Source organism: Saccharibacillus deserti, from assembly GCF_013618475.1.
Classification (GTDB): Bacteria; Bacillota; Bacilli; order Paenibacillales; family Paenibacillaceae; genus Saccharibacillus; species Saccharibacillus deserti.
This window is the reverse complement of sequence record NZ_JABJVN010000003.1, coordinates 276,767-297,267: the sequence shown is the minus strand read 5'-3', so window position 1 is coordinate 297,267 and position 20,501 is coordinate 276,767. Positions and strand designations below refer to the sequence as shown.

The window sequence follows — 20,501 nt, the reverse complement described above, 5'->3', positions numbered from 1 at the left end:
TTCCGCCTATTGGCTTCGCTTTGGATCAGATTTTCTCGACATATTGAGCTGTCCGGCTAAACAGCCGGACAGCTTTTTTTGTTTGGCGATTCCGAACAAAATTTCTTCAAATGGCGGTTACTCGGCCGCGTTCAATCCCATGACCTCAAGCCCGTAGATCCGTGCCGCCGTATCCCCGCCCTGCGTCGGCTTGTCCGCGACAAGCTGCACGTAGCGGGCCGAGGTCAGCGGAATCGCATGCTTGCCCAGACCGGCAGCGTTGTCGGTCACTTTCACGGCGTCGGTCCAGTTCTCGCCGTCGCCGCTTACGCGAATGGTGAACGCCCGCGTATTAAACGCGGCCGGTTCGCCGCCGGTCTCCGCGTGCTTGACCACGAACTCGCTGATCTTGCGGGCGGAGCCCAGATCGAGCGTCAGGGTATGCGGACCGTCGCCGACCGCGCACCATTTGGTCTTGTCATCGCCGTCCACGGCCATCGGCGGCGCTTCGCCGGCATTGGTAAAGCCCGAAGCCGAAGCTTTGGCGCCCCGGGCCAGATCCGACACGCCGCCTGCAGCTTCGTCCGTCACCGTAATCAGCTGCCGCTTCAGCGTATCTTCGCCGACCCGGTTCTTCGCGACCAGCGTCACTTCGTAGGTTCCGGCTTCCTTATAGACGACCTTCGGATTGCGCTCCGTACTCGAAGCCGGTTCTCCGCCCGGGAAGCTCCACTTCCATTCGGTGGTCACTTCCGACGACCGGTCGGTGAACTGCACGCTTTCTCCCGGCGCGATCAGCGTGCGGTCGGCTTCGAAGTTCGCCTGCGGCACCGGATAGGCCGGCCACTGCATCGAGGCCGTGCTTTCCTTGCCCGCCTCGTAGTGGCGGTTGACCGCCGCGACGACCAGCTTCGTCCGGTCTTCGCCGTCCGCGCGGCGCAGTTCCGGTACGTAGTAGACCGTATTCGGCGTCTCGCCGACCCATTCGCGGCTGCCGTCCGCCTGTTCGCGGTAGATCCGGTAGAACACCGCCGCTTCTCCCGCGGCCGGCGCCTTCCATTTCAACCGGGCATCACCGTAGATGCCGTCCCGGAAATCGCTCTCCGTCACGGTCAGTCCGGTGACGGCGTCCGGCTTGCGGGCGGCATCGCTGACCGTGCGCAGCGACAGCTCGCCGACATGGGCTTCGTAGCCGGTGATCGCGGCTTTGCCTTCGAACTTCAGCGCAAGGCCGGCCACCGTGCGGCCTTTGTAGGCGTTCAGCTTGACGCTGCCGCGCTGCCAGGACTTGTCTTTGCCGGCGGACTGCCAGTTCTTCGGTTCCAGGAAGACGTATTCGTCCGGCGCATCGGTGAACGAAACGCCGATCTGGACAGAGGCATCGCGGTTGATTCCGTAAACGGCCGCCGAGACTTCCATCGTCCGGTCCACCGGAATCTGCGTCCGGTACAGATTCACGGTCGTCGAAGAGCCTTTGGAGAGATTGCCCGCGACCTTGAGCGAACTGCCTCCGTAGTAGGCACGCTCGAAGTCCAGCGAAGGTTCCAGCGCCTGCCCGCCGCCTTCGGCGCGGGTCATCCAGCGCCAGGTCGGCAGGATGTCCTGGATACTGCGGTTGCTCCATTCCCGCTCGCGGACCACTTCGCCGTTGACGGCGAACATTTTCCCGTTGCCCGTTCCGAAGTGCGTAATAAACTCGGTACCCGTCACTGCGCTCTTATCCGCAATATCCGCCGCTATTCCCCGCCAGGCGTACGGATTGGCCGGATCGATCGCCGCCGGGCGGCTCGGATCTCCCGCGGGTCCCGTCCAGAATTGCTCGTCCTTCTCCAGATACTCCGCCTGATTCTGCGACGTTTTGAATGCCCAATCCGGCCGGTACAGGCCAAGCGACATCGGAGCGCCGCCCTGTGGGAACAGCTCCGGCCAGTTATAGCGGCCATTGCTGCCGTTCGCTTCCACGTCGATACCGGCGAACAGATCGTACGGACTGCGGCCGAGCGCCTCCGCCGCGGCCGGCGAAGAACGGAAGCCAGGCAGGTAACTCGACGACTGCCAGCGGAAGTCCAGGAACACGGCGTCCGAGACGGCCTGTCCGTTCTGCTGGAAAAATCCGTCGTTCTGCGTATTCAGTGCGCCCTGCCAGCGGATCGGACCGGATTCGATCATCGAATCGTACCAGAGAATCTCCATCCCCGGGTCTTTGATCTGCTGGAGATATTTTAGGAAGTCCTGCATATCCGCCGCGTCCTGCGCCGTCCCTCCCTGCGTTTCCTGATTGATGAACCAGCCGTCGAAGCCGTAATACCGCGCCGATTCCACCAGCTTGTCCGCAACCGGGAATTTCCCGGACGCATCCCGTTTCAGCATATCGCGCATCCACTGGATTTTGCCGCCGTGCTCGGTCTGCGGCAGGAAGACGGTGCCGTACACGGGCACCCCGTTTTTGTGCGCCGCGTCGATCACATCGGCGCTTGGCGGCACGATGACCCCTTCTCCCGCCGATCCGCCCCACATGACCAGTTTGTCGACATACTGCCAGAAGCCGAAGGCATACATATGGAACGTTTCCGATCCCTGTGACGGAGCGCCGCTGGTACTCGGATACATGGCCGACAGGGCGATGACCTGCGCGTCTTTGTCCGTATTTGGATTGACCGGCGCGCCCTGGATCCGCTTGTTCTGCAGCGGAATCGAGCCGCGGTTGAACGGCGCGTCGGGATCGGACGAAGGCGACCACTCCAGCAGCGTATCCGGATACCAGTAGGACGAATACGGCTGGGCGGCTTCCGCCTGCGGGCCGAAGCTCAGCGCGGTAACGGCCAGCAGCGTCACGGCGGCGGTCCCCAGCGTTCTGCGCCACATGCGGAAAGGACTGCGGACCGGCCGCGGCGATCCGGGATGCCCGCCGGACGGGCGATCAAACTGCGGCGTGTCCGACAAAGGCTGCTGCGGATCGGCGTTCGGAGCGAAAGATGCGGCGGTACGGGAAGCGGCATTCGCCCTGCGATCGGGCTTGCGTCTGTTCATTTTCATCGGATTAAGTTCCTCCCGGTGCATGTAGTATACTCGCAAATCGGATTTCGGAATCGGACTTCGTGCCGGTAAAGATACGACTATGCTTCAACAAGGGCCGGGAACAGCCGTCCGTACAGCAAAAGGCTGCAGAAGTGCGGCATCCGGGCTTATCTTCTCTCCATGTGGCGAAAAAAGCGCGAAATGACGACCTGCTGCAGCATTCTTACTGTTAGGCTTCGGTAGAGGGCGTAAACGGGGCTTGTATGCGGCCTTTATGCCCTCTTCCCGAATCTGCCTGCGTTTGCGTTTATTTGCCCTGCTCCGCCGCCCAGGCGTCATACTGCTTCTGGGCTTCGGCAATCACGCGGTCGATTCCGGCATCCTTGAATTTCTGCTGCGCTTTCGGCAGGTATTCGTCCGGATCGACCGAACCCGTGAACAGCACCGGAATGAATTCCTTGGCGACGTTGGTCACGGAAGCGACCTCCGTCTTGACCGGCGCGGTATCGAAGTTGAAGCCGAACGAAGGGGCGACCAGCGCCGATTCGTTGAACGCTTCGAACTGCTCCCATTTGTCTTCGGGATCGCCTTCATGCAGGTAGGTCAGGAACAGATTGCCGAGCGCGAATCCCGGCATGGCGTAATTTTCCGACATGGCCGGCAGATCTTCGATGTAATTGCCTTCGAGCTTTTTGTAGTGCACGTCTTCGATGCCGTACTGGATCATGTTGCGCAGCACCGGGTCGGTATTGAGCAGGTTGAGGAACATCATCGAGCGCTCCGGGTTTTTCGAATACGACGAGATCGCCATCATGGAACCGGCTGCGGAACCCGTCGCGATGACCGGCTGCTGCATCGGGCGGCTGACGATATCGTAGCCCGCGCTTCTCGACCACAGCAGATCGGCGTACGGCTGCGTGATCTCTTTGTCGACAAGCCACTTGCCCGTCTTCATATTGTCGATGCCTTCAAGCGTGGCGATATCCTCGCGGACGTAGCCGGCTTGATAGTATTTGCGCATCGTCGTCAGGGCCTGCTTGAATTCCGGCGTATCCAGCACGTTGACATATTTGTTGTCTTTCGCGTCGAGGTACATGCCGATCGGAATCTCGTCGCCGATCAGGAAGTCGAACGGCAGCGGCGGCTTGAACGATTTCGGCACCGCCAGCGGCGTAATATCGGCCGGCTCGCTTTCCTTGATCGTCTTGAGCAGCGGTTCGAGACTTTCGAGCGTCGTAACGCTGTCCAGATCAAGCTTGTATTTGTCCACATACTTTTTGTTAAAGCGCCATACGGCTTGGCCGGCCAGTTCTTTCTGGTTCGGCACCGCGTAGTTGACCCCGTTCACTTTGCTTCCTTCAAGGAAACGCGGGTCGATCGTATCCTTGATCCCCTGGCCGTACTGGTCGAGCAGATCGTTGATCGGCAGGAACGCGCCCTTCGCCGCATTCGGCAGGTAATCGAACGCCCAAGCGCTCGTGAACGCGATATCGTAATCTTCGCCGGAGCTTGTAATAACCTGCATCCGCTGCGTGTAGTCGCCCCAGTCGATCATCGAAATATCGAGTTTGGTGTTGATCTTTTCCGTTAAGTATTTGTTCATCTCTTCCTGAACCTTCGGCAGATCGTTCGGCGTCGGACCGATCAGGTACAGCTTGAGCGTAACCGGATCGAGCTTCGAGACATCCACCGTTCCGTCGCTCTGCACCGCTTCGGATTCTTTGGCCGGTGCCCCTTTGTCCGCGGCTCCGCCTCCGCCGCACGCCGCCAGCACCGATATCATCAGCATCAAAGCGAGCGCAAGCGGCAGCTTTTTTCTTTTTAACATAACAGACCCCTCCGCATTCAAAATGGTAACGCTATCATGATTCGGCGCGAACGGAATGTTCGAGTGCTTGACGCACCGAAAGTCCCGTTGAGCCGTCGAATCCTTGTCCAACAAACATCGGGTTCACCGATCCGTTCAGCCTTTGACCGAACCGACCGTAAGACCCTGAATAAAATATCGCTGGAAAAACGGATACGCCAGCACGATCGGCAGCGTGGCCAGCACGACCATCGCCATACGAACCGTCTCGGTCGGAAGACCCGCGGCGGCGTCGAAGTTCCCGAGGTACTGCGCGTTTTTGGTCAGGAAATCCATGTTCTTCTCGATCTGCATCAGCAGAAACTGCAGCGGCGGCGTCTGATCGGGATTGTTATAGTACAGCAGGGCATTGAACCAGTCGTTCCAGTAGCCCAATGCGCTGAACAGCCCGATCGTCGCGATCCCCGGCAGCGAGATCGGCAGCACGATACTGAAGAAAGCCCGGAACTCGCCCGCCCCGTCGATCTTGGCCGATTCGACCACTTCGTCCGGTACCGTCGTCTGGAAAAAGGTGCGCATCACGATGATCGAGAACGCACTGAGCGACAGCGGAAGGATAAGCGCCCAGATCGTATTTTGCAGATGCAGGAACTGGGTCATTACGATGTAGCCCGGCACCATGCCGCCCGAGAACAGCATCGTGAAAAAAGCCAGAAAACTGAAGAATCCGCGGAATTCGAAACTGCGGCGCGACAGTGCGTACGAATACGTCGTCACCAGCGCCAGCGTGAGCAGCGTGCCGATGACGGTGACCGCAAGCGTGACGCCGAACGACAGCAGCAGCTCATTGCCGGACTGGAATACGTAACGGTAAGCGGCGGTGCTGAATTCGCTTGGCCATAAGCTGAAGCCTTCCAGCGCAAGCGTCTGTTCGTCCGTCAGCGAGATCATAATGACGAACAGAAACGGGAAGACGCAGGAGAAGGCGAACAGCCCGACCCCGATATTGAAGATCACGTTCCAAAAAGGAGTGATGGCGTTGTAATCGCGCTTCTTGCGTCCGCTACGGTCTTCGCCGGCTTCCCTTGGCTTGATGAACGTTTGTGCCATGCCCCATCCTCCTTTTCTAAAAGATGGCCTGGTCGCGGTCGATCCGGCGTACGATGTAATTCGTCGTCAGAATCAGGATCAGGCCGACAAGCGACTGATACAGACCCGCCGCCGTGCTCATGCCGATGTCGCCCATGTTCATCAGCCCGCGGTACACGAAGGTATCGATGACGTTAGTGACCGGATACAGCGCGCCGGAGTCTTTGGGCAGCTGATAGAACAGCCCGAAGTCGGAGCGGAAAATGCCCCCGATCGCCAGGATCGTCAGGATAATCATCAGCGGGCGCAGCAGCGGCAGCGTGATGTAGCGGATCTGCTGCCATTTGCGCGCGCCGTCGATCGTCGCGGCTTCGTAATACGACTTGTCGATACCGGTAATCGCCGCCAGATAAATGACGCTGCTGTAGCCGATCCCTTTCCAGATGCCGACAAACAGCAGGATGAACGGCCAGTAGGCCGGTTCGGAATACCAGCTGACCCGCTCCATGCCGAGCGCGGTCAGCAGTTGGTTCAGCACGCCTTTGTCGGGGCTAAGGAAGGTAAAAGCGAAATAGCTGATAATGACCCACGACAGAAAGTGAGGCAGGAACATGCCGGTCTGATACACTTTGGCCATCCGCTTGTTGAGCAGTTCGCTCAGCAGAATCGCGAAAGCGACGGCGCTGACCAGTCCCAGGATAATCATCGCGACATTATACAAAATGGTGTTGCGGGTGATGATATAGGCGTCGCTGGTCCGGAACAGGTACTCGAAATTCTTGAACCCGACCCACTCGCTGTTGAGAACGCTTGCGAAAAATCCATCCGGGCTGATCCGGAAATCTTTGAACGCCAGCACCGTGCCGAACATCGGCAGGTAGGCGAAGATCAGGAACCAGACCGTTCCGGGAAGAACAAGCAGCAGCAGCGCCCGGTTGCGCACGATCTTTTTCCAAAAGGCCGTCAAGATGATTCCTCCTCGAAACATGGCGTTTGTAAGCGGCGGTGTGCGCTGCGCGGCCGGATCCCCCAAGATCGCTTTCGCTCCGGGCGGACAAGCGTCCGTACTCATCGCCTGCCTCCCGTCTCGCCACCCGCCTTCGGCACTTTCTATTGTGATTGAAAGCGCTATCTTCAAACAAGTTGAATAATGTTAGATTCAGGTGGACAAAGTAAAGAAAAGCCCCTTTTGGGGGCGGAAGTGACAGGGCGGGGACTCGGCGGAGGCGGCTTCGGGAGAGCGGGGCGGGGGCAGGGGCGCGGCCGGGTGACAGGGGCGCGGCCGAAGCGGCCGCGGGAGAGCGGCGGGAGCGGCCTCGGCTAACGGCCCGCGCGATCGCACCCCCGGTCCGGATGCTAACGGAGCGAGGCGGCGCTTAGAGCGGGATTTGAGCGGCGGGAAATTTTTACCGGAACGAGAAGACGCTTAGACGAGAAACGACGGGGTTTTGGGCGCGTTTCCGATCCCTTTTATCTTCTAAGCGTCTCTGGGTTCCGTTAAATCTTCGGGCAGCCGCGAAAAAGGCCGCTAACGGATATACGATCCGTTAGCGGCCGGCAAGTACGAATCCGCTGTCGCCTCCGTAAGCGCTGCGCAGTTCGGTCGGCGACAGGCCCGTATATTTCTTGAACTGCCGGTAAAAATACGAATTGTCCGTATACCCGACCTCCGCCCCGATCTCGGCGGTTCGGCGGTTCGTATGCAGCAGCAGCGCCGTCGCCCGGTCGATTCGGCGCCGGTTGAGCATATCCGAGAAATTGCCTCCGGTCTCCTGCTGGAACAGCTGCCCCAGATAGTTCGGGTGCAGATCGAGCCGCTGCGACAGCGTCTTGAGCGACAGTTCTTCCGCGTAATGGTCGCGAATCTGCTCCAGCAGGAAAGCGACATGCGCGCTGTGCGCGGGTCCTGCCGCGGCCGGTCCGGCACCCGCCGCCGAGTCTCCGCGAAGAAAGCGGCGGACATGCCGCCGCAGTTCTTCCAGCGTACGGATACGCTGGAGCGGCGCGTAGAGGCCGCCGTAATCCGGCTCCGCGGGTTCGGCTGCGCCGTCCGTGCGGACCGATTCCAGCATGAGCCGCACGGCCGCGTTCACCGGCTCGCGGCGGGGCAGCCAGACGGCGGCTTCCGCAGCGCCGCCGAGCAGCCGCTCTTCCCAGGAGAGGGAAGAGCCCTGCAGTTCGGGCGCGGTATCCGGCCCGCTGACCCAAAGCTGCCGCTCCCCCGCGGGGAGCAGGCGGCGCAGCTGCGCCTGCGCTTCCGCGAAGCGGACGTGCACGCCGGCCATGTCCGGCGAAGATCCGCCGCCGGCCAGCCAGACGGCGGCTCCGGCCCGTCGGCCGAGCTTCCGCGCAGCCTCGGCCAACGGGTCGTCTTCCGGCAGCGCAGCGCCGGAAGACGCTTGGCGCGGCGTGCCGGCCGCGCTGCGGCAGCGAATGCAGACGATATCGTCGTCGGCATCCGCGAAGCAGATTGCCGCCGCGCCCGGCTCGGCGGCGGCAAGCAGCGCCTCGCAGATTTCGGCGAGGCACGAAGGGCGCACAGCGGCGCTGTCGGCGGGCATCCCGGCCCGCCCGGCTCCTCCTGCCGCCTGCCACTCGGCCGGTGCGCCAGCCCGTCCCGCCTGCGCCGAGGACTCGGCTCTCCTTTCACCCTCCAGCACCCGGATCACATCGACCCGATACTCGCCGCAATCGGTCGGAATCTCCAGCAGCACCGCCCGCTGCAGAAGTTCTTCCCGGCCGATTTCGCCCTGCGTCCATCGGACCAGCACGTGGCTCCGCAGGACCCGGCGGTCTTCTTGCTGCCGGATCCGGCTTGCTTCCTCGCGTTCCCACACTTCGCCGATCCGGCGAACGGTCGCTTCCAGCTCTTCGATATTGATCGGCTTGAGGATGTAGTTCTCGATGCCGAGCCGAATGCCGACTTTGACATACTCGAATTCCTCGTAGCCGCTGAGCACGATAAAGCGCATATTCGGATGATGCTTTTTGAGTTCGGCGATCAGCTCCAGTCCGTTCATTCGGGGCATCATGATATCCGTGATCACCAGATCCGCTCCCGTGTCCCCCAGACGTTCCAGCGCCTGCACGCCGTCCCCCGCCTGGCCGCAGGGCTGCAGCCCGTACTTCTCCCAATCCAGAATCGACGACATTCCCCGTGCGATCAGCGGCTCGTCGTCGACGAAAAATACCGTACGCATACCCGTCCCATCCTTTCTTGTGCGCTCCGCAAATTCCATAACGTCCTACAGGCAGCTATTTCCTGCCAAACCGAACAAATCAGCCCTACCTTTTTGAAATAACGGTTGTCCAGCAGTTAAATGATGAAGTTGATTGTTTTGCATCTGTTCTGTCACCGCTTGTCTTTCGCCGTGCATTTTCGCCGTCGATTTTCCATTTCCCGCATACCGCGTACGCTCTGCGCCTGCCTGCCGTCTATTTTTCCCGACGATCTTCGCTCAACCTTCGGCCGGCAGGACCATCCGCACCGTTGTTCCGGTTCCTTCCTTGCTCTCCACGGACACCCCGTAATCTTCTCCGTAGTTCATCCGGATCCGTTCGTGCACATTGATGAGGCCTATCGAACGATGTTCTTTGTCGGGAACCGGGGCGCCTCCTTCGAGCATGAGACGGATCTCGGCCAGACGTTCCGGCGCGATTCCCGTTCCGTTGTCTTCGACTGCGATCGTCAGACGCCCGGCCGCGGACTCCGCACGGACTTCGATACGGTTGTCTTCGTCCAGCGGACGGAACCCGTGCAGAATGTAATTCTCCACCACCGGCTGGACAAGCAGCTTGACCATGCGGCAGTCCGCCGCTTTTTCCGCCACCGAGATCCCGATCTGCAGTTGGCCTTCGTAGCGGATCCGGAACAAATCGAGATACATCGAGCAGATCTCGATCTCTTCGCGCACGGTGACGATCGTACTCTTCTTGACCAGACTGCGGAACATGACCGACAGGCTGTAGATCATTTTGCCAACATCCTGGGCGCCCATCGAATAAGCCTTCATCCGGATCGATTCCAGGGTGTTGTACAAAAAATGCGGATTGATCTGCGACTGCAGCAGCGCAAGCTCCGCGTTTTTCTGCCGGATTTCCGAGGTGTACACTTTATCGATATACGTCTCCAGGCGCTCGCACATCGCATTGATGCGCTGGGCGATCTGCTGAAGCTCATCCTCGCCGGGCATCTCGATCCGTGTCGACAGATCGCCGGCGCCGATCCGGCCCATCGAGCGGATAATCCGCTGGACTTTCTTGGAATGCGAACGGATGATACCGGCCGCAAGGCCCAGGCTGGCCCCGGCGAACAGGAGCGTCCCCAGAATAAGGGCGCCGGTCAGCCCGGCCATGCTGCGGTCGACGGACGCACCCGATACGACTCCCAGCACGGACAACCCCGATCCCGCCACGCTCAGCTCGTTCGTCCGGAACGCTCCGCCGGGCAGATCGGCTTCCGTTCCGCTTGCGCCGTCCGATTCATCCGGCCGATACGGGTAGACCTCGCCCGTGTAGAGGGCTTCCGAATCGTAGAGCACCGTACCGTCCGCCGCCAATACGAGTACCTGGCCTCCGGCGGCGGGCGCCTGGCTTTGCAGCAGGGCTTCGAGCCTCACGGAATCGAATTCCACGACCATCATTCCGATCCGCCGAAGCGTCCACGGGTCCTGAAGTTCGCGGGCATACCTATAGCGTCCGGACTCCGGCTTGTCCGGCGCGGTCCCGGAGCCTTTTGCGTTATCTGCTTCTGCGCCGTCCGTTTCCGCGGTACCGGCCGGTTCGGCTGCCGCCGGAGGGAACGCTTCCCCGGCCGGAAGCCCTTCTTCGAGCCCGGTCCCGTCCAGCGGGATTCCGGGAGGAGGTCCGGCGTTCACGCCGCCAACGGCCGGATCGCCTTCACTCGCGGCATCTTTCTCCCCCGATTTCGTATTCCCGCTTCCGGCCCTGCCGTCTGCTGCGCCGCGGCTCTCCGCCGCTTTCTCTTCGCCGCTTCTCTCCCCGCTTTCCCGCTCTCCGCCGATCGTTCCCCCCTGTACTCCGCCGTTCCCCGGCACTTCCCCTTCCGGTATGCCGCCGCCCGGCGGCACGCTCCAGAATCCCGATCGGCCGTTCGCGGCCCATTCGCGCCACGGCAGATCGGAACCGCTTTCAAAATCGATCCTGCGGCTGCTTCGCCCGACATACATCGAGAATCCCCGCGCATAACTGTACACGGACACGCTGCGGACCGACGCATCCTGCTCCATATAATTTTTGACGGCCAGATCGAACGTACGGCTTCTCGAACCCTGGCTGTCCGCGAATACGTTAAGCCGGTAGCCCAGATAATCTTCGTAATCGTGATTCAGAAAATAGATCATATCGTCGCTCACCGTGCCGTCGCTGTACACCTGCCGAAGCAGATTCTGCATATATTCGTACTGCCGGTTTAGATAGAGGCTGAGCACATGCGTCGTCTTGAGATTGGCATCCGTCTCTTCGCGGATCGTCCGCTGGTATTGATACTGGTACATCAGTCCCGCCGCAAAAACGAACAGAACCACCGCCGCCACCGAGTACAGCAGCACGATCCGGTTGAACATCTTCCGCTTCAAATGATTTAGATAAAATCTGCGAACAGCGCGCATGCCGCTCCCCTTCCCGCCGGCTCAAGGGTTGATCGTCCGGTCCGTTCTTTTCTGCGCACAGTGTACCACCGGCGTTTGCCGGCGGCAAACCCCTTTGCTTCGATGTCGCAATATTGGTCATTTTTGTCGCGAATTCCGCTTTAAAAAAAGTCCCGCTTCCGCTTATAATGGCCTTGATGATCCCCCAAGATCGATTCAGCTTCTGCAAACTCCGGCACATTTCCGCGCAAACGGCGAAGATCCCCGGTCTTGTCGCAGACCCGCCCGCCTCCGGCCGTTTGACAATCGCCCAACTACCCGAGCGTTTATCCAAGCGCCGTACAAGGAGGTTTTTTTCCTATGTTTTTGACCGAAGCCAAACTGCGTTCCCGCCTGCACGAGCTGGCCGATTACCGCTACCGCGACCGGATGCCGATCCCGGCGTTCCGCTCCATGGAAGATACGCGCAAAGAGATCAATCCCGAGATTCCCGCTCCGGCCGATTACGACGGTACGCTCAAGATTGGCGATACGTGGAGCGGACGCGACCTGTACCTGTGGCTCCACGCCGAAGTGGACGTGCCGTGCGAATGGGCCGGACGCCGCATTCTCGGACGTTTCGACCTGGGCGAGACCGGCGGGGGCAACAACTCCGGGTTCGAATCGCTCTTCTATCTGCACGGCAAGCCATACCAAGGCGTCGATTCCAACCACTTGGAAGTCTTTTTCAACGAGGAAACGGCCGGCACCGCGCTGCCTCTGACGCTGCGCCTGTGGTCCGGCCTCGAAGGCGGCGGCGTGCGGCGCGACCAGACGCACGGTATCCGCATCGCGGAAGTATGCTGGCTCGACGAAGCGGCGGACGACTACTATTACACGCTGCTGGCGGTCTCCGAGACGGTGGCGGTGCTCGCCGAGAACCTGCCGGAACGCTCGCAGCTGCTCAAGGCGGCGGACCGTTCGCTGCTGCGGATCGACTGGAACGCGCCGGGCTCCGACGCTTTCTACGAGTCGCTGCGCGAAGCGCGTGATGAGCTGTCCGGCGCGATCGACGGCATGGAGAAGCATTCGGCGGTCGAGATCACGGCGGTCGGCCATACCCATATCGACGTGGCGTGGCTCTGGCGCCTCAAGCATACGCGGGAAAAAACGGCCCGTTCGTTCTCGACGGTCATGCGCCTGATGGAGCTGTTCCCCGAGTATACGTTTCTCCAGACGCAGCCCCAGCTCTACGATTACGTCAAGACCGATTATCCCGAGCTGTACGCGGACATCAAGGCGCGCGCGGCGGAAGGACGCTGGGAAGCCGGCGGCGCCATGTGGCTGGAAGCGGACTGCAATCTGACGTCGGGCGAGTCGTTGGTGCGGCAGATCCTGGTCGGGACGAAGTTCTACCGGGAAGAATTCGGCGTCGAATCGGATTATCTGTGGCTGCCCGACGTGTTCGGCTACAGCTGGGCACTGCCGCAGATCCTCAAAAAATCCGGCATCCACACGTTCATGACGACGAAGATCAGCTGGAACCAATACAACCGCATGCCGCATGACACCTTCATGTGGCGCGGAATGGACGGCACGGAGATCCTGACGCACTTCATCACGACGACGGAGCCGTGGTCCGGTCCGGGCTCGTGGTTCTACACGTATAACGGCAACATCATGCCCAAGACGGTTCAAGGCAGCTGGGACGCCTACCGCGACAAGGAGATGAACCAGAAGCTGCTGTTCTCCTACGGCTACGGCGACGGAGGCGGCGGGGTGAACCGGAACATGCTGGAGATGCGCCGCCGGATCGACCGGATGCCGGGCCTGCCGAAGATGAAGACCGGCAGTGCCGGCGATTATTTCCGGGAGCTGCGCGAGACGGTCGAGCAGACCGACAGCTACGTGCATACCTGGGACGGCGAGCTGTACCTGGAATACCACCGCGGCACCTATACGAGCCAAGCCTACAATAAGCGCATGAACCGCAAGCTCGAACTGCTGTACCGAAGCAGCGAATGGCTGAGCGCGCTGCATGCCGTGACGGCGGAAGACTGGAATCTGTATGCCAAAAAAGAGCTGGACGAAGGCTGGAAAATCATCCTCCGCAACCAGTTCCACGACATCATCCCGGGCTCGTCGATTCGCGAAGTGTACGAGGACAGCACGATCGAATACGCGCAAGCGCAGCGGCTCGGACTGCAAGCCCGAAACGCCGCCGAGCAAGGGCTGCTGGCGGGCAAGGCGCAGATCGAAGGCAAAGAAAATGAGGCGGCCCCCGAAACGGAAGCGGAGGCAGACGTGCGCGGCCCGGAATCCTTGCAAGGAACATCCGGTGTGAACGCTTCGTCTACTGCGCCGGGACGCTATACGGTCTGGAACTCTTCGCCGTGGGCGGAGAGCGGGCTGATCGAGATTCCCGCCGCCGACGGAGACGGTGTCCTTGCAGGCTGCCCGGACGGGCAGTCACCGGGCGGCATCTGGAAAAACCACCTCGGCGAGCCGCTGAACGCGCAGTATGCAGGCGGAAGCTGGCTGGTCGAAGCTTCGGCGGTGCCTGCGCTCGGCTATGCGGAGCTGACGTTCGAGCCGGTCGGATCGGCAAATCCGGCATCGGCGGAACCGGCCGGACCGTTCACGCTGCGCCAGAGCGGCGTCTCGACGCCGTTCTATGAGCTGGACTGGAACGAACGCGGCCAGCTGACTCGGATCTACGACCGCGACGAAGACCGCGAAGTGCTGGCTTCCGGGCAGCGCGGCAACGTCCTGCAGCTGTTCGAAGACAAGCCGCTGGCGCACGAAGCCTGGGACGTCGATCTCTTTTACCAGCAGAAATCATGGGAACTCGACAACCTGACGGATGTCTCCGTAATCGAGAACGGTCCGCTGCGCTGCGTGATCTCCTTCGTCTGGGAGACGGAATCTTCGCGCCTTAAGCAGCATCTGAGCGTCTACGCGCATGATCGCCGCATCGACTTCAAGACGACTGCGGACTGGCATGAGCGCCGCGTCCTGCTCAAAGCTTCGTTCCCGGTACAGGTCCGCGCGACCGAAGCGACGTACGACGTGCAGTACGGCAACGTCACGCGGCCGACGCACTGGAACACGAGCTGGGATATGGCCCGCTTCGAGACGGTCGGCCACCAATGGGCCGACCTGTCGGACAAAGGCTACGGCGTCAGCCTGCTCAACGACTGCAAATACGGCTACGACATCAAGGACAACGTCTTGCGGCTGTCGCTGATCAAGTGCGCGCAGCATCCGGACACCGAAGCCGACCAAGGCGCGCACGAATTCACGTATTCGCTGCTGCCGCACGCCGGCGACTGGCTGGCCGGCGGCACGGTCCCGAGCGCCTGGGCGCTCAACGATCCGCTGCGCGTCTCCCCGGGCGCGCCGGCTCGGCCGGCGCTGTCGATGTTCCGCCTGGAGAACGCGGCGGAACGTGCAGGCGGCTTCGCCGATCGGCCGACGGCCATGATCTCGGCCGTCAAGCGCTCCGAAGACGGCGGTTCCGTCATCGTGCGCGTGCACGACTTCTCCGGCAGCCGTCGGCGTCTGGCGCTTGCCAGCGATCTGACGATCGCTTCCTGGCAGGAATGCGACCTGCTGGAGCGGCCGGAAGGCGACCGGCAGGTCGGAACGCCGATCGGCTTTACGCTTGAGCCGTATGAGATTCGCACCTTCGCGATCGAGCTGCGCGTCTGATCAAGCGGCATCGGCCAAGTTGTCCCGATAGCCTGATAGGCGGTCAGCCGAATTCTTGCGGATAGAAGTCCCATGCGCAGCGCATAGCAGCGGAAGACGGAAAAACCCTGAACTTGTCCGGATGGACAAGTTCAGGGTTTTTGCTGTTGTCGCGGATGGCTTCCGTGTATCTTGTGCACCGCTTCTCCGTCAGATCCGAATATCCAGCCGATGCTGCGGGTCCGCTTCGTCCAGATCCCGGCCCGCCCGCCGAAACCCCAGCACCAACAAAATCGCGAATAGACCCGGAATATCGAAGTTCAACAAGAACGGGGACAAGATCAGCAGCAATTACGCTGGCCCCTCTTTTCCACCGACGCAATTCCGTCAAATTTAAAGGATTATAACGAAAATTCTCTTTTTTTGCTGAATCGCTCGTTGCATTTTACTTAAAAGTATGGATAATAGGAATTAGAAGATGTGATAATGATTATCATTCCTGCACGGCGATTTGACTTCAAAGGAGCGCACCCTCGTATGCAACCATCGACTTCAAGAGTGAATCTCAACTTCGACGATTACCTGGTTCTGCTTAACGTGGCCGTTCAGGTCGGCGACAAGAAATGGCAGAAAGAAATCACGCGTAAACTCGAACGCATCATGCGTTTTGAAGGGGCGAAAGCCTAATAGAACCGGAATAAGCCGCACAAGCTGTCACGCGGCCGCAAAAAAAGGAATCTCCCTATGGAGATTCCTTTTTTCTTGTTCACCCGGACTGCCGATCGCGGACCTGCCGCGGCGGCGAACCCGGGACCGGGATTCTTGCCCTGCATCGTTCAGTCTGCGGAGTCGGTCTCGATTGCCGCCGAGCGGATCGTCACCGTTTCCGTGCCGGTGAATTCGGCCCGGACGGTGCCGTAGGCTTTTTTGCCGATCAGTTTGATGACATTCTTGCCTTTGGGCAGATCCAGAATAATCGGTCCCCCATCCGCTTCCGCTCCGGCATCGGCCAGTTTCACCACATCCCCGCCCGGCAGAATATGGACGACTTTGCATTTGCCGTTATCGATGCCCAATACAAGTTCCAGCGTAACCTGTGCGGCTTCGGGCGCATCTACCGTCCAGAGCGTCTGCCTGCCGGTAAACTGTCCGAAATCGAACGCCGCGGTTCCTTCTTCGACCGCTCCTTCCCGGAAATCGAAGCTGTAACGGTCTCCGCTCCGCGCAATCAGCTCGTTGCTGCCGTAAATCTGCTGCTCGGCCATCGATTCCCGAACCGTGCAGCCTGTCAGCATGATCATGCCAACCAGTCCGAGCAGGAGCGTTTTCCATTTCGCCCGTTTGCGCCATTTCCGCCTAATCATGACAAAGCGCCTCCTTATTGATGAATAAATCCGACTGGGGTTTGTCTATTCAGTCTACATCAAAAGAAAGCGCTTCATTGTGATCTTTCTCGCAGCATTTTTCGTTTATCCGGCGGCCGATATCGAAGAAGGGGGTGCCGGTGGCCGCAGCCCCAGCAGAGCGAACGCCTGCAGGAAATCGGCGCGCAGGCGTTCCTTGTCTGCAGCCGGCAGAAATGCCGCATCAACCCCGTTCAGAATCAGCGAGGCGATCTCGGACGGCGTGAAGCCGAACTTCTCGATCAGCACCGTGTACTCCTTGACCAGCGACGTATCGGATACGGTCAGATTATCGGTATTGATCGTCAGCTTCAGGCCGGCATCGAAATACTCGCGGATCGGATACGTCTCCCAACTCTCCATGGCTTTGGTCTGGAAATTGCTGAGCGGGCACATCTCGAGTACGATCTGCCGTTCGCGCACCAGATTCAGCACGTTGGGATTTTCGCGCAGCCGCACCCCATGTCCGATCCGGGAAGCGCCCAAGCGCACAATCGCTTCATGAATATTGTCGGCGCCGCCCGCTTCGCCCGCATGAATCGTTACCGGCATATCCAACAGCTGGGCGTATTCGAATACGGCACGGTGCAGGTGGGCGGGGAAAGCCGCTTCCGGGCCTGCGAGGTCGACAGCCGCCAATCCCCGCTCCCGGAAAGCGGCGGCGGCCTCGATGACTTCCATATTCCGGTGCGGCGAATGATGGCGCAGGCAGGCGGCGATTCCGCGGGCGATCACGCCGAAGTCCGCTTCTCCCCGACGCAGTCCCCGCAGCACCGCATCGATCACTTCTTCGCAGCTCAATCCTTCGGATCGATGCAGCTGCGGACCGAAGCGGACTTCGATATACCGGCAGTTCTGCTCCGCAGCCTGTTCCACCACTTCATAAGCAATCCGCTCCAGCACCTCCGCTTGATGAAGAAAACCTGCCACGAAATCGAATTTTTCTAAATATTCAAGTAAACTTCCGCATTCTCCTGTAACCTTCATGAAAGGAGTTAGGTCTTCGGCCCGGGCGGCAGGCAGCTCTATACCCTGCTGCGCAGCGATCTCCCACAAGGTCGATTCGCGGATACTTCCGTCCAGATGCAGGTGCAGATCGACTTTTGGCAGGTTGTGCAGCAGTTCCTCCAACAGATTGTTCGGCATAAAACTTCCTCCTTTTCGCCTCGAGGCATTAGAATGATCTATAGATATTGTCATGTTTTATACCATAATTGACCTGACATCGGCAACCATCAAAAAAGCGTATCCGCTTAACGCGGATACGCTTCTTCTTCCGAACAGACATCTCATCTTCGAAACCGGTCAATAATACGGAGCCATGAACAGATACACGATAACGCCCGTCGAGCTGACATACAGCCAGATCGGCATCGTCCAGCGGGCAATCTTGCGGTGCTTCTCGACCTGCATCGTCCAGCCGAAGACTACCGTAAACAGCGCCAAAGGCACAATCAGAGCGGCCAGAATGCTGTGCGAGATCAGGATAAAGAAGTAGATTGGGCGCAGAATGCCTTCTCCGCCGTATTTCGCCGTTTCCGGAGAAATGTAATGGAACGTGAGATAAGACACGAGGAAGAGCAGGGTCGAGACAAAAGCGGCAATGATAAAAGCTTTGTGGACCGGAACGTTCTTGCGGATGATAGCGATCAGCGCCGACACCAGGAAGATAAAGGTGAAGCTGTTGAAAATGGCGTTCAAACGCGGGAAAATGGTCAGGTTGAAATCTACACTGCCCTGATAGCCGATCGGCGAGAAGAACAGCAGCAGGATGATAATGTTGGCAACGACGGAAATGGTAATAATCAATCCGGCAAAGCTGCGATTCGTGGTCGAACGGTACTTGTCGTTCTCCTTGGGTGAGCTCATAAGGGCGCATTCTCCTTCGAATTTGTCGTTAACTATTATATCGCGCCAAAGCTTTAATGTTAAGTGACAACAATTTGAAATATTAAGCCCTGCGCAAAAAAACCTCCGGAAAACCTTCAACTTTTTTACTTCGCGAGCCTAAAATGGTAAGGTAATAAGTATCGCACAAGTCGAAAGGGGATCATCATGTACTCGGCAAAACAAAACCGCAATCGGCATTATCTGGCCAATACGCTGAAAATCAGCGCCCTCTCGCTGCTCTTGTTCTCGGCAGCCTGCACGGCGGACAGCGCAGCGACCGACAAGGAAAAAGAAAGCAAGCCGTCCGGCGAAACGACGCAAACCGCCGCTTCGGTCTACGATCTGGCCCTCAAAGAAGCCCAGGCGCTGGAAAGCTACAAGATCGAATCAAAAACGAACTATATGGTCGAACAGCCGGCAGCCGAAGGCGCCAAAGCGCCCGATCCGATGGAAACGGCCATCGATATCTCCGGAGACGTAATCGCGAAGCCGGAAGTCCAATACGGGCTGAAGATCGATACCCTGTCCCAGGGACAGCAGGGTACGACCGAGATCTATGCGGCCGGCAGCGAGCTGCATACCAGGGACGCCGCCGGCGCCTGGAGTACGCAGAGCCTCGAAGGAGCCGAAGAAGAAGTCTCGATTACGACGGAGATGCTTGATCCGGCTCCGCTGATCGAAGAACTCGGCGCTTACAAAGACAATCTTAAGCTGGCCGAAGACGATGCCGCTTATACGCTGACGTACGAAGCGAGCGGCGAACAGGCGAGCGCGCTGATCGAACAGGCGCTCGGACGCCAGCTCGGCGACTCTAAGCAGTCTTCCGAGCTCTCTTCGCTGTTCGAAGGCGGTTCCGAAGGAAAGGTCAGCTACAGCCTCGTCGTGGACCGGAAGTCGAACCAGCTGACTTCCACCAGCGTCAAAGTCGACACGACGCTGCAGGTGAACAAGCAGGCGCTGCACGTTACGGCAGGTTCGGACAGCGCGTACTCCTCGCAGAACGCCGTCGGCGAGATTGCCGTTCCGGCGGAAGCGACAGCCGATGCGGCAGCTTCCGGCAAAGGCGCAGCCCCAGACAAGGACGCCGCCGAAACAGGGGCAGCCGAGAGCACGGACAAGTCGGGCGAATAATCCGGGGGGATAACCGTCGTTCTTGCCGGAATCACACGGGAGCAAGACCCTTCTTCTTTCCGGACAAGGATTCATCGGTTCGCCAGGTCCAAAAAAAGGACAGTTCCAGGCCGTAGATACGGCTTCGGGAACTGTCCTTTTCGGGCTGTCTTCAAACGTTCATCCGCTGCGCCCACTCACCGGGCGGTCTCTTCGATCCGAAAAGCGACCAGGGTCAGCACTTTACGATGCGGCGCGTAAGGAACCAGCCGTTCACGGCTTGCGCTGTAGGTTCCGCCGCGGTGAAGAGTACCCGCATCGTGCACGATCAGATATTCCGTGCCGTCGTCTTCGATCCGGTAGCCGCAGCCGACCGTCCAATGATAGTCGAAAAGCGGACGGTCTCTCCAGCGCAGGGAGAACCATTTGTCGAACTTGACCGCCACGGGGCGGCCCGCGTCGATCTCCGCCCGGTAAGCTTCGAAGACGTGCAGACGGCGCGTAACCGGAAAGCCCGGCAGACCGCTCTGGCGCAGCCTCATCTTGATCTGCCGGCGAAGACCCAGGGCAAGAACGGGGGCGCTCATCCCGATCGGCGTTCCGAAGCAGGCGGCGTACATCGCATTGACCGCCTCGGCGGGATGGGCCGGCAGACGGGCGAACGGAGCTCCGCCGCGCCTGGCCAGACGGCGTTCCCAGAACCGGACCAGCCCGGCAATCGCCGCCGGACCGCATGCGGAAGCGGGAGACCGGATACCGGTCTCCCACTGGGTGTAAGGCTGAATCTCTACCTTGGCCTGCCGCATGTCTCGCCCTCCCGCAAAGCCGCAAACTTCCGGCCTCCCGTATCCGTTTCAATCGGCGTCGGCGCTTCCGTACCGGACGGAAGCGCCGGCGGTTCGGATGCCAAGCTTCGCAGCCGCATCC

14 protein-coding genes are annotated in these 20,501 nt (G+C 59.8%); 3 read left to right on the top strand and 11 right to left on the bottom strand.

The features are described 5' to 3' along the window. Nucleotides 1–117: 117 nt before the first annotated feature. The 6 genes from HOP44_RS11560 to HOP44_RS11535 all read right to left on the bottom strand — a co-directional run bounded on the left by HOP44_RS11560 (nt 118) and on the right by HOP44_RS11535 (nt 11,478). Nucleotides 118–3,015 (bottom strand): endo-beta-N-acetylglucosaminidase, encoded by a 2,898-nt coding sequence (locus HOP44_RS11560; protein WP_246369747.1) that lies wholly within the window; start codon nt 3,013–3,015, stop codon nt 118–120. A 289-nt stretch (nt 3,016–3,304) separates the two neighbouring features. Next, complete coding sequence (locus HOP44_RS11555; RefSeq protein ID WP_172253400.1) at nt 3,305–4,825, bottom strand: ABC transporter substrate-binding protein; 1,521 nt, start codon at nt 4,823–4,825, stop codon at nt 3,305–3,307. Between the two features lie 135 nt (nt 4,826–4,960). Continuing rightward, nucleotides 4,961–5,914, bottom strand: coding sequence for a carbohydrate ABC transporter permease (locus tag HOP44_RS11550; RefSeq protein WP_172253398.1), 954 nt, complete (start codon nt 5,912–5,914; stop codon nt 4,961–4,963). A gap of 16 nt (nt 5,915–5,930) precedes the next feature. Next, nucleotides 5,931–6,860 carry an ABC transporter permease gene (locus tag HOP44_RS11545; protein ID WP_246369746.1) on the bottom strand — a complete coding sequence of 310 codons (930 nt, stop codon included), beginning with the start codon at nt 6,858–6,860 and terminating at the stop codon, nt 5,931–5,933. A gap of 580 nt (nt 6,861–7,440) precedes the next feature. Continuing rightward, entirely contained in the window at nt 7,441–9,093 is a 1,653-nt protein-coding gene (locus HOP44_RS11540) for a response regulator transcription factor (protein ID WP_172253396.1), read from the bottom strand. Nucleotides 9,094–9,351: 258 nt separating this feature from the next. Then, nucleotides 9,352–11,478 carry a sensor histidine kinase gene (locus HOP44_RS11535; RefSeq protein WP_246369744.1) on the bottom strand — a complete coding sequence of 709 codons (2,127 nt, stop codon included), beginning with the start codon at nt 11,476–11,478 and terminating at the stop codon, nt 9,352–9,354. Between the two features lie 384 nt (nt 11,479–11,862). Between HOP44_RS11535 and HOP44_RS11530 the strand changes: the two genes are divergently transcribed. Further along, on the top strand, nt 11,863–15,192 hold the full coding sequence (locus HOP44_RS11530) for an alpha-mannosidase (protein ID WP_172253395.1): 3,330 nt from the start codon (nt 11,863–11,865) through the stop codon (nt 15,190–15,192). Nucleotides 15,193–15,381: 189 nt separating this feature from the next. Here the strand turns inward: HOP44_RS11530 and HOP44_RS11525 are convergent, their stop codons facing one another. After that, nucleotides 15,382–15,522, bottom strand: coding sequence for a hypothetical protein (locus HOP44_RS11525; protein WP_172253394.1), 141 nt, complete (start codon nt 15,520–15,522; stop codon nt 15,382–15,384). 186 nt (nt 15,523–15,708) lie between these two features. Here HOP44_RS11525 and HOP44_RS11520 point away from each other — a divergent pair, with 186 nt between their 5' ends. Then, nucleotides 15,709–15,858 carry a hypothetical protein gene (locus HOP44_RS11520; RefSeq protein WP_172195629.1) on the top strand — a complete coding sequence of 50 codons (150 nt, stop codon included), beginning with the start codon at nt 15,709–15,711 and terminating at the stop codon, nt 15,856–15,858. Between the two features lie 149 nt (nt 15,859–16,007). On the opposite strand, the gene HOP44_RS11515 is transcribed toward HOP44_RS11520, so the two are convergent. From HOP44_RS11515 to HOP44_RS11505, 3 genes are all read right to left on the bottom strand, one after another. After that, complete coding sequence (locus tag HOP44_RS11515) at nt 16,008–16,535, bottom strand: hypothetical protein (protein WP_172253393.1); 528 nt, start codon at nt 16,533–16,535, stop codon at nt 16,008–16,010. 105 nt (nt 16,536–16,640) lie between these two features. Then, nucleotides 16,641–17,720, bottom strand: a complete 1,080-nt coding sequence (gene add, locus HOP44_RS11510; RefSeq protein WP_172253392.1) for an adenosine deaminase — start codon at nt 17,718–17,720, stop codon at nt 16,641–16,643. 159 nt (nt 17,721–17,879) lie between these two features. Continuing rightward, nucleotides 17,880–18,443 (bottom strand): DUF420 domain-containing protein, encoded by a 564-nt coding sequence (locus HOP44_RS11505; RefSeq protein ID WP_172253391.1) that lies wholly within the window; start codon nt 18,441–18,443, stop codon nt 17,880–17,882. A 186-nt stretch (nt 18,444–18,629) separates the two neighbouring features. Here HOP44_RS11505 and HOP44_RS11500 point away from each other — a divergent pair, with 186 nt between their 5' ends. Next, nucleotides 18,630–19,595 (top strand): DUF6612 family protein, encoded by a 966-nt coding sequence (locus HOP44_RS11500; protein ID WP_172253390.1) that lies wholly within the window; start codon nt 18,630–18,632, stop codon nt 19,593–19,595. 176 nt (nt 19,596–19,771) lie between these two features. On the opposite strand, the gene HOP44_RS11495 is transcribed toward HOP44_RS11500, so the two are convergent. Next, entirely contained in the window at nt 19,772–20,380 is a 609-nt protein-coding gene (locus HOP44_RS11495) for a hypothetical protein (protein ID WP_172253389.1), read from the bottom strand. Between the last annotated feature and the right edge of the window lie 121 nt (nt 20,381–20,501).